Raw genomic sequence first — 14,529 nt, 5'->3', positions numbered from 1 at the left:
ATGAAAAGCAAACAAGGTTTCACTCTAATCGAACTGGTTATCGTCATTGTGGTATTGAGTATTCTGGCCATCACGGCCCTGCCTCGCCTACTTAATTTGCAATCCAATGCACGCATATCCGCTTTACAAGGGCTAAAAGGAGCCATGCAAGGGGCGAATGAACAAGTTATTGGAATTGCCTCGGTGCAGAACCTGAACGCGCTCTCCAACGCAACCTTGACTCTAGAGGGTGACAGCGTCGATATAGGTTATGGCTATCCAAAAGCCGATAATGCTAATGCTTGGTCTCAGCTTTTGGGCACAACGATTGAAGATGCCACCTTCGGCGCGGATGGTGCTGATTGGTACTTCAGCAATACCGATCCCAATGATGGTATCATTCTCTACATGCCCGCAGACCGACGCCAAAGCACGCAAAATTGCTACCTGCAATACCGTGAAGCCACTTCAGCTGCGGAGCCTAACATTGTTTTGACCACGACGGGTTGTTAAATTCGCTTTATCCTCAAGATAAATATCTTTTGTTCGCCTAAACCAAGTATGCTCGGCATACTCCGCAGTTTAGGAGAACACTATGAATATAACACCCGACCCTTTACTGCATCTTGGCCCATTTAGCTGGGCTGCACTGCTATGTTGCGCGATCAACGGCATTTTGATTGGCGTTGAACGTCAAACGCGTGGCAAGCCTGTTGGTATCCGAACATCCATCTTAATCATCGCTGGAACTTACTTATTTATGTCTATGGCGGTTTCTCTTTCCCCCAACACTTTAGATCAAGCTAGGGTGCTAGGGCAGATCATTACTGGAGTCGGCTTTCTCGGTGCAGGGGTGATGATGACACAAGATGGCAAAATACATGGTGTCACTTCAGCTGCGGTGATATGGGTACTCGCAGCATTAGGGATGATGATTGGTCTGGGTTACTGGCACCAATCGGTCATCATTACTTTGCTCACACTGATGGTTCTTTTGGGTGTCGATAAAGCGGAAAATCGTATTCAAGCTTTGAGGCGTGGTGTCCACCAAAAGAGACAACAGCGTAAAGCCTCTGCCATGGATAACCAACTGCACTCAAACGAGATATAAAAAAGCCACCCATCGATTGGGTGGCTAGTTTGATTCATCGCGGCTTAGAATAACTCTTCAGCCACTTTGTATAGGTCTTCACGAACAGGGCGTTTCATATTCTCAATCGCGTCGATGATGTCGTGATGAACCAGTTGCTCTTTCTGGATACCGACACAACGACCACCATGGCCATCCATAAGAAGGTGAACCGCGTAGTTACCCATGCGAGAAGCGAGAACGCGGTCAAATGCCGTTGGTCGACCACCGCGTTGAATGTGGCCAAGAACAGTAGCTCGAGTTTCACGACCAGTGGCCGTTTCAATCTCTTTCGCCAGCTCGTTAGCGTCCATCATTAGCTCAGTAAGGGCAATAATCGCATGCTTCTTACCTTTCTTGATGCCATCCTGAATGTTGTTAATCAGTTTCTCTTTATCCAAGCCTGTTTCAGGAGTAATGATGTACTCACAGCCACCAGCAATCGCCGACATCAGAGTTAAGTCACCACAGTGGCGTCCCATGATTTCAACAATAGAAATACGCTGGTGAGAAGAAGAAGTATCACGCAAACGGTCAATAGCATCGATTACTGTGTTCAAAGCCGTTAAATAGCCGATCGTGTAATCAGTACCTGCAATGTCGTTATCGATAGTCCCTGGCAGACCAACACATGGGTAACCCATTTCGGTTAACTTCTTTGCGCCCATGTAAGAACCGTCACCACCGACCACAACCAGTGCTTCGATGCCGTGCTTCTTAAGGTTCTCAATCGCCTTCTCACGAACAGCCACTTCTTTGAATTCAGGAAAACGTGCTGAACCTAAGAAAGTGCCACCTTTGTTGATCACATCAGATACGCTTGAACGATCAAGCTTCTCGATACGGTCTTCATAAAGGCCTAAGTATCCGTCGTAAACGCCGTACACTTCTAAACCTTCCGATAGCGCTGTACGTACCACACCGCGAACGGCTGCGTTCATGCCTGGTGCGTCACCGCCACTTGTCAAAACACCGATCTTCTTAATCATGCTCACCCTCGATTTTTTGGGAATCTTATTTCAATTTTTACGTCAGCAATTTACAACCGAATTACTGACAAGATTCTTATAGCTGTGCAGTATGTTACCTTTACGCACAAGGAATACTACTGTTATTTAAACTAAATTATGTAACTTTTCTACTTATGTAAGAGTATTACAGTTTTACTCTTTTTCTGACTTGATACACATCAGAATACCAACGGATTGTGCCCTCGATGAAAAGATAGTCAATAAGGCACATTTTGTCGCTTCAGACCTGTGGCTTACCATCCGCTGCTACCAATCTTGGGCTTTTTGCTCTTTCTCCGGCCCAAAAACAACCGAATACGGGTCTTGGTGGATCAATACATCGGCATGCGGGAAGCGTTCCAATAACCGATTTTCTACTGAGTCAGAAATGCGATGCGCTTCAAGCAGCGGGATCTGATCTTCAAGTTCAAGGTGCAACTGAATAAAACGCGTTGGGCCCGACATACGTGTTCGTAATTGGTGCACCCCTAAAACTCCATCGACTGATAAGCAGCACGCCTTGATTTCTTCCAACTCTTCATCCGGCAACTTACGATCCAGCAGAGTCTGAATCGCTTCTCGTACCATCTGCACAGCACTATATAAAATGTATAAACCAATCCCGACGGCAAACACCGCATCCGCTTGAGTAATACCAAACCAACTTAAGCCCAGCGCTAACATAATCGCAGCATTCATGTATAAATCAGATTGATAGTGCAAAGAGTCCGCAGCAATGGCCTGACTGCCCGTTTGTTTAACGACGTATTTTTGGAACTGAACAAGAGCAAAAGTAATCACAATGGCAAATAGACTCACGTACACCCCATATTCGGGAGATTGCAGTTCATGAGGGCGGAAAAAGCGCTCTACACCATTGAGGATCAAGAAGACCGCAGAGCCAGAAATAAACATCGCCTGAGCCAACGCCGCCAAGGACTCAGCTTTACCATGACCAAAGGTATGCTCTCTGTCAGCGGGTTGCAGTGAATATCTGACGACAAAAAGGTTGACCAGAGATGCGGCAATATCGAGCATAGAGTCAATCAATGAGGCGAGTAAACTGACTGAGCCTGTCACCCACCACGCTGCCAACTTAACCATCAGCAGTAACGTTGCAACAATCGTCGCTGTCCAAGCAGCCAGTGTTACTAAACGTGCATATTCGTGTTTCATAGAGTAAAGCGTTTTAAAAACATTACCTTAAGTATAACTCGCAAATTATTGAATAAAAATGATACAAAAAAGGCGGCCAATCGGCCGCCTTAATAAACCACATCTGTTTAACTATCGCTTAAGCGCTCTTGCATCTTATTGAAGCGCTTCTCAGCACGCTCTTTTTGCAGTTCAACATATTTGGTTTTCTGCTCTGGCGTCAGGATGCTCAGCATCTGATGTTGTTTTTCCAACATTTTTACTTTACGTGCAGTCTGCTGCTCAACCATTTGTTTGGCTAACTCATTCGCAGTCGCTTTATCGAACGTATCCGCGAGCACCAGAGCTTGAAGTTTTTCTTTATTGGCTTGCATTTCAGCATGTCGAGTTTCAAAGTTTTGTTTTAACTCTGCTTTCATCTCGGTTTTAGACGTTTCACGCAGCACTTTTATCTGTTCTTTCTGCGCGTCCGTTAAATCAAGCTGACGCATAATGCCACGATCAAAACCAAACTCACCGTGGTGGCCTTTTTTATGATCTTTGCCACCAAAAGCGAATGCACTTGCTGAGCCCAGAGTCAAAGGAAGAATCACCGCCGCTAATATCAATTTCTTTGTCGTTTTCATAATCGTACCTTTCATATCCAGAGTGAGGAATCAAACTGCCTTGACAGCGCTTGAGTGTAGAATACGAACTGCAACGTAAAGTGACGTCTAGAGAGCGTAAAGAATCGTAAAGAGCAAATTTTAGGCTAAAGCTCTTGACGAATAATCAGTAGTATTAGTGTAACGGGCAATATTGAAGAGATGCATTCCATGGCAAATATCCTATTAATTGATGATGACACCGAGCTAACCAGCTTACTCAAAGAGGTGCTGACGTTCGAAGGTTATAGTGTATCTGAGGCTAACGATGGAGAAGCTGGACTTGAGGCGGTTAATGACAGCATCGATTTAATACTGCTCGATGTCATGATGCCCAAACTCAACGGCATGGAAACCCTTAAACGCCTACGTGAACACTGGGAAACCCCTGTATTAATGCTGACCGCTAAAGGGGAGGAAATAGATAGGGTTATTGGATTAGAGTTAGGGGCCGACGATTACCTACCTAAGCCCTTCAGTGATCGCGAACTGCTGGCGCGTATTCGTGCTATTTTGCGCCGCACACAGGCCAAAATCGGCACGAAAAACAGCGACTGTATCCACTATCAAGACATCAAAATTTATCCGGGTAAACAGGAAGCGTATTGCCAGGAGCAGTATCTTGAACTCACCACAACAGAGTTTGCCCTATTGAGCCACTTCGTTCAGCATCCTGGAGAAACCTTAACCAAAGAGACTCTCAGTTTGGATGTTCTGGGGAAACGACTCGCTGCTTTTGATCGTGCGATTGATATGCATGTCTCTAACCTCAGGAAAAAGCTGCCAGAGCGTGAAGATGGTAAGTCACGTATCAAAACTTTGCGCGGGCGCGGCTATTTGTTGGTAGAGGAAGATTAATGCGTCTGCCCAAAATCACCAGCCTTTACGGGCGCATCTTTGCTATCTTCTGGTTCACCATGTTTCTGGTGCTGATCGCTGTTTTGTCTCTACCTCATCTAGATCCACGCAAATCAAGAGATATCCCTGCTGATCATTACCAAAAGCTGTTGGCCACTAAGCAGAAGATTGAACAAAGCTTTGCTGACGAAACGGATCTACGGCGTATTATTTTTCAGTTAGAAGGCCCCAAGCGATCACCACGAGATCCTCGTCCTCGCTTTGTCCTGACCGATCTTGAAGGCAATATCCTCACGACCCGGGACCGCAAGGATTTCAAGCTCAAAGCGGTACAAAATTTTATTACCGGCATCGAAGATCCTGATAAGCCGAAACAAAGGCTCTATGGGCACTATATGGTGGCAGGACCATTGCCAATCACACTGGCACAGAAGGAGCTTCTGTTGTACATCGGCGTCAAATGGAATCAACCCTCTCCTTTCCTAATTCGACTGTTTGATAAACCCTTCCAATTGCTGTTTGCTGTAATGCTGGTGAGTACCCCTTTGCTCCTGTGGCTTGCCTGGGCGCTCAGTCAACCGGCCAGAAAACTGGAGCGAGCCGCTAAGCGCGTAGCAAAAGGAGAGTTTTTTGTTGATCCACAATTAGAAAAAGGCACCTCAGAGTTTCGCCAAGCAGGCAAAAGTTTTAACCAGATGGTCGAAGCCGTAAATCAAATGATTTCAGGTCAACAGCGCTTGCTGTCTGATATCTCACATGAGCTTCGCTCACCCTTAACCCGCTTACGGATGGCCACAGCCCTTGCCTCACGAAAACAGGGAGAAAGCCCAGAGCTCACTCGCATAGATACAGAAGCGCAACGGCTAGAGCAAATGATCGGTGAACTGCTGGAGCTATCCCGTATGCAAGTCGATAGTCACGTCGAGCGCGAACAACAGCCCATTGTGAGTCTTTGGGAAGCGATTCTTTCCGATGCGCAATTTGAAGCGGAACAAATGGAAAAGTCACTGAGCTATAATGACATCCCTGATCGCATGATTTCGGGCAACCCGAAATTGCTGATGAGCGCTGTCGATAATATTGTTCGTAACGCTATCTACTACGGTAAGGATATTATTCAAGTATCACTCGACGTTCATTCAGACCAGCTCACTATCTCTGTGGATGACAATGGGGAAGGTGTGCCGGAGCAAGAGCTTGAAGCCATCTTCCGCCCTTTCTACCGCGTCTCTACAGCACGTGATCGTCACAGCGGTGGCACTGGATTAGGGTTAGCCATTACCGAAAATGCCATCCGCCAGCATAGTGGTACCATTCGCGCTTTACGTAGCGAGCTTGGTGGCCTGAAAGTAGAAATTCGCCTACCGCTGATACCAAAGCAATAACCTTACAAAAACACAGTTGATAATAGATCTCATTATCATTTAAAGTAAATCCTTCAATGACGGAGGATTTACTATGTCTCACACTTTCCCTGACCTGCCTTACGCTTACGATTCACTAGAGCCGTATATCGACGCTAAAACCATGGAAGTCCATTACAGTAAGCATCACAGAACATACTTCGATAAATTTATTGCTGCAGTCAAAGGTACCGAACTGGAAAATGCCTCACTGAAAGATATCTTTGCCAATATTTCCCAGTATTCTCCAGCCATTCGCAATAACGGTGGAGGTTACTACAATCATATTCTTTATTGGCACTGCATGACACCAGGTGCACTCGGCGAACCTGAAGGCGACTTGGCAAAAGCGATTAATGCTACTTTTGGAAGTTTTGAGCAATTTAAGGCTCTGTTCGCCGATGCGGCCATCAATACCTTCGGTTCTGGTTTTGCGTGGTTAGTCGTCAAAGAAGGTCAGCTGCACATCACTTCCACAAGTAATCAAGACAATCCATTGATGGATGTGGCGAGCGTTCAAGGTGAGCCTATTTTGGCGCTGGATGTATGGGAACACGCTTACTACATCAGCTATCAAAACCGTCGCCCTGAATACATTGACGCTTGGTGGAATGTGGTTAACTGGGATGTGGTTAGCGAGAACTATGCAGTAGCACTAGCGCAAAACGCATAGCAAAAACTCACCATTTCAGGCTTGGCGGCATTTTAAAGCCGCCTTATACTGCTGAGTTTCCAAGCAGATGATAAGAAATTAACACTATGTTCGATATCGCCCTTTATGAGCCTGAAATTGCCCCAAATACAGGAAAAATACCTACCCGTTAAAATTGGTCACTTTTTTTACAAAAAAAATTGGCTAACTCAAAATTCTGTTACTACGCTATTCATACTACTAATAACTGTATGGATGATCATGAAAAGAATACTGAGTCGCGACGTTGAATTTGAAGGTCGCCAGATAGAAACTCTCCACTCATTTTATGATGACAATTTAGATCCAATATTGTTGCCTAATCTATGGCTATTGCATCTATCCCTTAATCAAACGGTATACGGGTGGCGCAAAACAGGCACCAAGAGAAGCTCTCAACGGACTCCAAAGAACGTAGAAATAGTGTTTACGCAAAGTGATATTTCAGAGAATACTGCTCACAACTACGTCGGACACGTATTCAAGCTACTAAACCACATTAACGATAAGCCACAGATTAAGGTTCACTATACCGAGCAACTGACCTCTCGTTTCATCAACGACTATCTCAACAATGTCTTACCTGAGCGCTTAGACTCTATCGCCTCTGTAAAAGCGCACCAAGCAGGTATTGCTGCGTATTGTAACTTTCTTTGCGCCCTTGGGATTTGGCCGCTAGAGCAAAACCGTCCTACTACGATTTACCGCAAAACAAGACAATACATGGCGGACAAAGATACCAGACCTCGGAAAATCAATTATGTCACCAGTGATGAATACAGTGATCTCTTACGCACATGCACCTCCAAGCGCGATAAGCTCATCCTTGCAATGGGCTACGAAGTTGGCTTGAGAGCCTCTGAAAATATTGGCTTAGAGCTCAATGACCACGGAAAGCACCAAGGCTTGCGGTCACTGTTCGAAGAGCTCGAATCGACGCCAAGCAAAATGCAGTTTGAGTACGTTCTTCGCGCAAAATACACGAAGGGAAGCAAGACGGGCGCTATCTATTTTGATCGTGAGTTACTTCAGCAAATGAAGGATTATCATGACGGTGAGCGCGCTGCTATGGTGGAAGAGTCCGGAGTTGATGCACCAACGCTGTTCATTCGATACGATCACGATGGCAAGGGGCAAAGTATTAGTGTTGAACATGCCTCAAATATGTTCAAAAACATCAAGGAGCAATTGTCTTACCTCAATCAATCACTGAGTTACCACGACCTTCGCCACTCCTTTGCCACCATTCTATTCCATGAAGAACTGTTCGATTCTAACGGCCAAGAGACTCGCTCTGAGAGCGCAGCGCTTGAGACAGTGCGTAAGCGACTTCGTCATGCCGAAGGCAGTAAAACCGTTCATCGCTATATTCGCCTGCGCACAGTCATGGAATCACGCGAAACCGGAGGGGCAGCATGAGTGAGAAAAATAATAGTAACTTTGATATCGCATTACCTGAGCAGTCACAAAGTCTATTGTCCTCACCAACTCGCTTGGTCCTCGACGATAAAGTCTACCCCTTTGACAATCCACACCAAGATGCAAAAGCGATTTACCATACGATTCATACAGCGCTGCTTTCAGATTGGTGGCATGAAAGCCTAGCAGAGTATACGCAAACCGCGCTCAAATCTATCCTGGGCATATTTCTTAACTGGATGAGTGAACATCACTTAACTGAAGGTAACCGCTTTGACGTACTCAATGACTACCAAACCTTCAGAGTGAATGAGGGCAATGTCAAACCCCAGAGTACTGGCGCTTCCTATCTCCTCACGGTATTACAAATTGGCACCGACCATTGCGAGCAGGAAGAACAATATCGTTACATCCAGACTCTGATTGACAGTACTAAGATATTAGAGACTACAGATCGGACACCAGATACACTCACAAGCTGGTTTTCACAGATGGACTGGTTACGCACAATCGTTGGCGATGATGACTGGCTTGCGATGGAAAGCCCCAAGCGTCTAATGGAAAGCTTTAGCGTGACCATAGCCAGCACACTGTTGTGGGTGCAAAAAATTAGGTCGTCTATCAGAGCGTTAGTAAAGAAAAATTCTCGCCTTGCCTCCATCGATGAGAATTTAGAGAAAAGATGTCGTAATGCCCACTACTGCCGCCAATTGTTGCTATTGGCTTCACGTGACAGCTCAGTGCTACCCGATGGTACCCTTGATTTGTTGCTTGCTGATTTTGTCCAACCTGCGGCGCACGAGTATGTTCGGAGTAATCTACAGACAGGCAAGAGTATTTCAATAAGGCCTAGGATAGACGGTCGATACACGTATGCGTTCTCTCGCCCAATGCTCTTTGCACTTGAAAACATAGACAGTCCAAGCGAAATCGAGTCGCAACTGGCAGGTTGGCTTTGTGCATGGCAGACGGTGCAAACTGCAGATATCCAAAAACTCAAACCCCATCACTATACTATCCACACTAACAAGCAAGGCCGCCCTATCTCTCTGCAATGTAATTACTACAAAGGAAGAAGTGGTCGCTACCAAGAACCACCGGTACTGGATGCACAACAAATCGAATTTAAGGCGCTCATAAAGTTTCTCAACACATGGTCGTGTGACAATCAACGTTTGCTTCCTAATTTCCAAACATGTATTAAATATTCTCCCAACAGTACATACGCCACCTTTTCTCGCAGGTTAGTTCGTATCTGGACAATAACCACGCTCTCTCATGAAATTCAAACAGAGCTGAATACTCGAAAAGCAAGCGACCGTTTCCGCCGTTTGTTCATGGCAATAGCACACCATGGTGGTGAAAGCTGTGGCGCCTTAGAAAAGAGACAAAGAAAACTAAAACAACCCTATAGCATCAAAGCCTATCACGCATCCATCGATCGACCTTTACCAATCTCACTTTTTGGAGCCTCGGCCATTAAGACCAGCGCAGTCCAAGCGCGTAGCGACCAGTATCGTGATGGCGATTTTGTGAATGTAAACTCACACACCGCTGCAACTGAAAAAATGCACTATATGACCGACCAGAATAAAGAGTGGGTGAATCAGAATGGCCGGATAACACGCATCGTGCTCAATGATATTGAGAATCATGCCTACAAACCGAACCTAGATCAGGCGGTGATTTCGGCACGTGAACGACGCCTGCAAACCAAGGTTAGGCAGTTAGCTCCGGGGCAATCCGTGCGCATTAACCCGCTAGGAGAGCCTCTCATACCGAGTCCGTCTGATACAGGGTTAGTGGGCGAAGCAGATGAATACATTGTCTGGGATACGCCTGAGACGGTGGTGTGTTTTCTGCATTACCTAGCAGAAACCGAGCGTCAATCAAATCAGCTTATTGCTCATGCCTTGTCTTTCTTTGAACGCACGGTTTTGCCGACGGCAGAATGGATGTCCTCATTATTGAATAAAGGCCTGAGTCCAAAAACAGTCAGAGCTGGCCAGCATCAATATGACCAACTATGTGGCGTGTTGCCACCACTGTTTGATAATCAATTACACGGAGGTGTTGGCACATGATTATACCGCTACCAAAGCATGCCAGCCATGACCAGTTTTCGCCCGAGCTGCTGCAACAACAGCTCCAAAACCTCGGAAGCTCTAGTGACATAACAGCCAGCCAATGGGTCTTTGATGGCACCACGCTGAATTTTTCAGCGCTAATGCATTTAGAGCAAAACAACCAGCACTGGTGCGCTCAGCTAGGTATGAGCCCAACTTGGTTGGCTCGGCTACTACTCCTTGAACAGTGTCGTGGTTTAAGAAGTTCAGTTTCAATTCGCAGTGCTTTCTATACAATAGCCAAGTGGCTGTTCTGGCTGTTTGAACGATACAATACCGGACAACACATTGGGCGTGAACAAAGATCGCTCGTCATCACTCAAAATGACCTCCCAGAATTATTTGGATACCTTGTCATGCATACGCTGTCAGCGGAAGGGGCACCAGAGCGACGCTTGACGCCTTGTTGTTTTAATTTAGTCGAACAATATTTTGCAATTAGGGACTGGCGACGGACGCTTGCTCAGCTGGGCCTAAAGTCTATCGGTTTTACTAGCGCTTTCTCTAAAAACGTACAAACCAAACATTGGAAAGAAGTCATTGAACATGTCTCGGGGGGAGAGCTGTCGTATGCGGACTGGAAGTCAGGAGGTAGTTTTAACTACCTCACACTCGATTACGGCCGCCACTACATTGAGCACTGCACAACGTTTTTCTCACAACACATCTCGATGGCAACGGCGCTCAAACTGACCTTAGAGAGCGTCGATACCATTATAAACCTCAGCGGAGTTCACCGCTTTGCCTGTACTCAGTCAATCCACCACTTTCTGCAAGGCAAAGATGTTACCCAACTCCCACGAAGCATCACTCACTCCTATACCAGCGGGCGTCGCAGAGTGAGCGACAGCAACTTACTCAAGATTCAACAGACCACACAAACGATTTACGACCGTCACCTTCGCCCTCTTCGGGCCAGTGAAGCCATGCTGAGTGACTCGGAAATCGCGGCAATGGCAAAGCATTTCCATCTTGACGACACATCGCTCAATGAGCAGGACTGGTTACGCCAAATTGTGATGGTTTTTCTGTGCAAATTTGACCCGGTGCATAACGTTTGCTCGGATGAGACTATCACTCTGTACGACAAATGGCTGTCAGAAATCGTTGAGCCTCGACTTGGGGGCTTAAAAAAATTAGAGGACTGGCTGATCTATCGCTGGAAAGCGCAGCATGACGAAGTCGATACTGCCTTGCCCACAGAAGAGTGGTTTAGATACCTTGGTTTAGTGAGACGAGAGGGGGCAACATCCACTTACTTACATGAATTTATCGCAAGGGTTGCCGACGCAGGGCTAACCCAAGTGGTTGCTCTCAACGGATGGCGTGAATCAGAATACGGTTGGTCACTTCAAGATATCCACATCACACGCAATCGTGATGCGTTAGACCAGCACGCCATGCCTTTTCGTTATAGCGTAAAATGGGTGGTACCAAAGACACATGGTGAGGCTAAGCTCAACCGCGAAATTACTCAAAGTACCTATCTGGCTGCCCAGCAGTTGGCCAAGTTGGTCGTAGCTTCCCCCAGTTGTCCGGCCCTCTACCCAAGTCATAACCTAAAAGCAGCAGAGAAATCTACGCAGACAGTCAAGTATCGTGTCTCAAACCTGTGGCGCCACTTTGTTGATTACTACCCGCCCTTTGTTCAATTAGACAAAGCGCAAGCACTCGACAAACTGCGCGAGCAAGCGAAAAGTCAAGTATTAACTTGTGAAGAGCAACAGCAACTATCCCAGCTGTCTGAGGAAAATGAAAGAGAAGAATGGACTCGCCTGCTGGATGACCGTCTGCTTATCGAGGCGCATCGCAGAGCACGTGCCGAGCGCGAGCGCGTGATTTTCTTTTTTGAAACAAATTCTCGGCAGAAACTGCTTGAGCGCTATTGCTGCGGCGAATTGCCAGACTCAATGCAACAACTGCTCGATAAGCACCTTTGCGATGCAACAAAAGAAGATATCCAATCTCGCGCAGCATCTTTAGATTTTCCAGCGAGCTACACCAAAGTAGTGGTAAACGAGGTGATGGAGGGGTGCCTCTATCCTACCCCCCATGCACTCCGCCACATCTGGGCAGAGGCGGTATACCGACGCTTCGACGGCGATGTGGGCTGGATGATACGTTCACAATTTAAACATGTCAGTCAAAGCATGTGGCTTGCTTACATTCGAAATAAAGACAACCGCCGACAGCATGATACCGTCAAGCGGCGCGCCATCAATAGCCTGCTGAGCAATTATATGAAGAAAAAAGGCAAGGGCTTCGCCGGCAAGCTCAACACCCTGCTCCGCAGGGCCTTTGCCAAAACTCAAGTTGTTAATACCGAGAAGATTGATGGCCTAGTCGCTCAATTTGCAGAGCAGGAAATCAAAGACATTAAATCCAATCCGTGGGGCTTCTGCATTCTACTCAAGCGTAACCAGCATCGCGCTAAATGCGCCGTTGGAGGTGCCCCTCAGAGACAAAATGCCTGCGCTGGACTGTGCCTTGATTGTGTGAACAACCTCTCTCAAGAGGGCAATGTGCAAGGTATTTTGCTTGCGATTGGCAATGACATCAAACTGTTAGAGACTCCCGGTGTTCCAGCCGCTTGGCGTGAGCCTGCACTCGCAACAGTTAAAAACGCTCTCAAGCACCTAAAAAAACTATCCGTGAACGAGCAGATTATTGACGCCCTACAGGCGTCGCTAAACACGAAGGAGCACGCAGCATGAGTCTAGACCTAATGCATTTGCAAGCTGAGCTCGAGCGACAGTCAGATGAGCATCCAATTTGGGTATCAGCAGCTAATAAATCACTCGAAGCCTGGCAGGCACTAAAGACGTTCGAAAAAGAGCGCCAAGCATACATCAAGAGCCACCGAAAACCGGAGGATTTCAAGAAAAACAGCCTTTGGCAAATTAGGGGCAGTGAGGTTGCTAATACAATTGGAGTTCGGCCTTCCTACCTAGACCCAAAGCGCGGTGTGAAGTGGTCGTCTGACTTTCGTGAGGCTCTGGATAAGTGCAACAGAGAACTAGCCAAAAGAAAAGTGAGCCGTGTCGAGACCTACAGAAAAAACAAGGCCAATGGTCTCGCTGCAAAAAAAAGAGATGAGATTGATGCACTTGTTCGTTTGCTCAGAAAAGAGAATGAGGCACTGAATAACAAACTGAGCGAGGTAAATCTTGAGAGTATGCGCGTTATTTTATCGCTACCCGTCAAAAAAGCGCTGAATTTGGATATCTAATCAGGACTTGCACAATGGCTGCCCCTAGTCACTATCTTAAGTGGAATAGCTACTTGAAAGAGCTGTTACGGTAGCTATTTCAAACACGAAAATGCCTCGAAGTTTGTTTCAGCGTATTCGTTCTAACAGCAGTCTAGCTGATTTTGCTATACTGCAACTAATCTAAATATCCTGTCAGATTGTATACGATGAGCAAGAAAAAATTGACCGAAAAAGAGCTGCTAGAAGGGATGGCTCCTTATAATACCCACAGTGATTTGCTTGCAAAGAGCGAAACAAAACCTGATTGGATATCCTTCGCCGACGGGGGAGAACGGGTCACAGATGATTTCATGGCCAACCGAAATGAGGTTTTCGATGAACCTAGTTTAGATTTGCTGAACCCTGATATTTTTCTTTCAAACCTCAAGTTAGCACTTGATAACCTTCCAGATGGTGATATTGAGTTTTGTGACTTGGGCAATGAAATTGGTCGAGTCATTGCTAATTTGAATTCACCAAATAAGGCACTCTTACGTGAAGTAATTTATGGGGTTGAACATGGTTTCGACATGATAGAGGAACTTCGAATGAGTAAGCTTGATGAATGGGTCGACAACAATATGACATTAACCAGTATCATCATAATGGTTGTGGGCTTAACACTCGGATACATACTTTCCTAGTATCAAATACTAAGGTCTCGAGGAAAGCCTCAGTTGCTGCAAATTCTGCAACAACTCCAATCCAACCTTCTAATAATTGTGCAACAGCCTGTTGCACAAATCAGTCAAAATCAAAAATGCCCCGTTATTAGTTTCGGGCAAAGAGTTTATGCTACGAGTTAATCGGAATTTACCAAAGTTCAGCTAATGTGAATATAGGGAGATTTCTGCAGTAAAAAGTA

At 46.1% G+C, this 14,529-nt stretch carries 12 protein-coding genes and 1 pseudogene; 10 read left to right on the top strand and 3 right to left on the bottom strand.

The annotated features are described in order from the left end of the window. Together L1D31_RS18995 and L1D31_RS18990 are read left to right on the top strand one after the other, a co-directional pair. Complete coding sequence (locus tag L1D31_RS18995) at window positions 1–492, top strand: type II secretion system protein (protein WP_239838618.1); 492 nt, start codon at window positions 1–3, stop codon at window positions 490–492. An 82-nt stretch (window positions 493–574) separates the two neighbouring features. After that, window positions 575–1,090, top strand: a complete 516-nt coding sequence (locus L1D31_RS18990) for an MgtC/SapB family protein (protein ID WP_239838617.1) — start codon at window positions 575–577, stop codon at window positions 1,088–1,090. Window positions 1,091–1,134: 44 nt separating this feature from the next. Here L1D31_RS18990 and pfkA read toward each other — a convergent pair whose 3' ends face one another. From pfkA to L1D31_RS18975, 3 genes are all read right to left on the bottom strand, one after another. After that, a complete protein-coding gene (pfkA, locus tag L1D31_RS18985; protein WP_239838616.1) occupies window positions 1,135–2,097 on the bottom strand; it encodes a 6-phosphofructokinase in 963 nt (320 codons plus the stop codon). Between the two features lie 288 nt (window positions 2,098–2,385). Continuing rightward, entirely contained in the window at window positions 2,386–3,294 is a 909-nt protein-coding gene (fieF, locus tag L1D31_RS18980; protein WP_239838615.1) for a CDF family cation-efflux transporter FieF, read from the bottom strand. A 107-nt stretch (window positions 3,295–3,401) separates the two neighbouring features. Beyond that, window positions 3,402–3,899: a CpxP family protein gene (locus L1D31_RS18975; RefSeq protein ID WP_239838614.1), complete on the bottom strand. Its 498-nt coding sequence runs from the start codon at window positions 3,897–3,899 to the stop codon at window positions 3,402–3,404. Between the two features lie 189 nt (window positions 3,900–4,088). Between L1D31_RS18975 and L1D31_RS18970 the strand changes: the two genes are divergently transcribed. The 8 genes and pseudogenes from L1D31_RS18970 to L1D31_RS18935 all read left to right on the top strand — a co-directional run. Next, on the top strand, window positions 4,089–4,775 hold the full coding sequence (locus L1D31_RS18970; protein WP_239838613.1) for a response regulator: 687 nt from the start codon (window positions 4,089–4,091) through the stop codon (window positions 4,773–4,775). Beyond that, a complete protein-coding gene (gene cpxA, locus L1D31_RS18965) occupies window positions 4,775–6,160 on the top strand; it encodes an envelope stress sensor histidine kinase CpxA (protein WP_239838612.1) in 1,386 nt (461 codons plus the stop codon). Before L1D31_RS18970 ends, cpxA begins: the two co-directional genes overlap by 1 nt. A gap of 73 nt (window positions 6,161–6,233) precedes the next feature. Then, on the top strand, window positions 6,234–6,851 hold the full coding sequence (locus L1D31_RS18960; protein ID WP_239838611.1) for a superoxide dismutase: 618 nt from the start codon (window positions 6,234–6,236) through the stop codon (window positions 6,849–6,851). A 240-nt stretch (window positions 6,852–7,091) separates the two neighbouring features. Continuing rightward, entirely contained in the window at window positions 7,092–8,288 is a 1,197-nt protein-coding gene (locus tag L1D31_RS18955; RefSeq protein ID WP_239838610.1) for a site-specific integrase, read from the top strand. Further along, on the top strand, window positions 8,285–10,372 hold the full coding sequence (locus L1D31_RS18950) for a hypothetical protein (protein ID WP_239838609.1): 2,088 nt from the start codon (window positions 8,285–8,287) through the stop codon (window positions 10,370–10,372). Before L1D31_RS18955 ends, L1D31_RS18950 begins: the two co-directional genes overlap by 4 nt. Further along, entirely contained in the window at window positions 10,369–13,128 is a 2,760-nt protein-coding gene (locus tag L1D31_RS18945; RefSeq protein ID WP_225460534.1) for a hypothetical protein, read from the top strand. The genes L1D31_RS18950 and L1D31_RS18945 overlap by 4 nt, the downstream gene beginning before the upstream one ends. Continuing rightward, window positions 13,125–13,643 (top strand): hypothetical protein, encoded by a 519-nt coding sequence (locus L1D31_RS18940; RefSeq protein WP_239838608.1) that lies wholly within the window; start codon window positions 13,125–13,127, stop codon window positions 13,641–13,643. The genes L1D31_RS18945 and L1D31_RS18940 overlap by 4 nt, the downstream gene beginning before the upstream one ends. A 188-nt stretch (window positions 13,644–13,831) precedes the next feature. Continuing rightward, window positions 13,832–14,200 (top strand): annotated as a pseudogene (locus tag L1D31_RS18935) (hypothetical protein); the annotation flags it as partial. Window positions 14,201–14,529 lie beyond the last annotated feature (329 nt).

Origin of the sequence: Vibrio sp. Isolate23 (assembly GCF_022398095.1) — a bacterium.
Classification (GTDB): Bacteria; Pseudomonadota; Gammaproteobacteria; order Enterobacterales; family Vibrionaceae; genus Vibrio; species Vibrio coralliilyticus_A.
This window is presented reverse-complemented; position numbering and strand designations above follow the sequence as displayed.

What these genes read in the sequence shown, in the direction of transcription:
- L1D31_RS18995 (WP_239838618.1), top strand. Translation starts at nt 1, where the DNA reads ATGAAAAGCAAACAAGGTTTCACTCTAATCGAACTGGTTATCGTCATT.
- L1D31_RS18990 (WP_239838617.1), top strand. Translation starts at nt 575, where the DNA reads ATGAATATAACACCCGACCCTTTACTGCATCTTGGCCCATTTAGCTGG.
- pfkA (WP_239838616.1), bottom strand. Translation starts at nt 2,097, where the DNA reads ATGATTAAGAAGATCGGTGTTTTGACAAGTGGCGGTGACGCACCAGGC.
- fieF (WP_239838615.1), bottom strand. Translation starts at nt 3,294, where the DNA reads ATGAAACACGAATATGCACGTTTAGTAACACTGGCTGCTTGGACAGCG.
- L1D31_RS18975 (WP_239838614.1), bottom strand. Translation starts at nt 3,899, where the DNA reads ATGAAAACGACAAAGAAATTGATATTAGCGGCGGTGATTCTTCCTTTG.
- L1D31_RS18970 (WP_239838613.1), top strand. Translation starts at nt 4,089, where the DNA reads ATGGCAAATATCCTATTAATTGATGATGACACCGAGCTAACCAGCTTA.
- cpxA (WP_239838612.1), top strand. Translation starts at nt 4,775, where the DNA reads ATGCGTCTGCCCAAAATCACCAGCCTTTACGGGCGCATCTTTGCTATC.
- L1D31_RS18960 (WP_239838611.1), top strand. Translation starts at nt 6,234, where the DNA reads ATGTCTCACACTTTCCCTGACCTGCCTTACGCTTACGATTCACTAGAG.
- L1D31_RS18955 (WP_239838610.1), top strand. Translation starts at nt 7,092, where the DNA reads ATGAAAAGAATACTGAGTCGCGACGTTGAATTTGAAGGTCGCCAGATA.
- L1D31_RS18950 (WP_239838609.1), top strand. Translation starts at nt 8,285, where the DNA reads ATGAGTGAGAAAAATAATAGTAACTTTGATATCGCATTACCTGAGCAG.
- L1D31_RS18945 (WP_225460534.1), top strand. Translation starts at nt 10,369, where the DNA reads ATGATTATACCGCTACCAAAGCATGCCAGCCATGACCAGTTTTCGCCC.
- L1D31_RS18940 (WP_239838608.1), top strand. Translation starts at nt 13,125, where the DNA reads ATGAGTCTAGACCTAATGCATTTGCAAGCTGAGCTCGAGCGACAGTCA.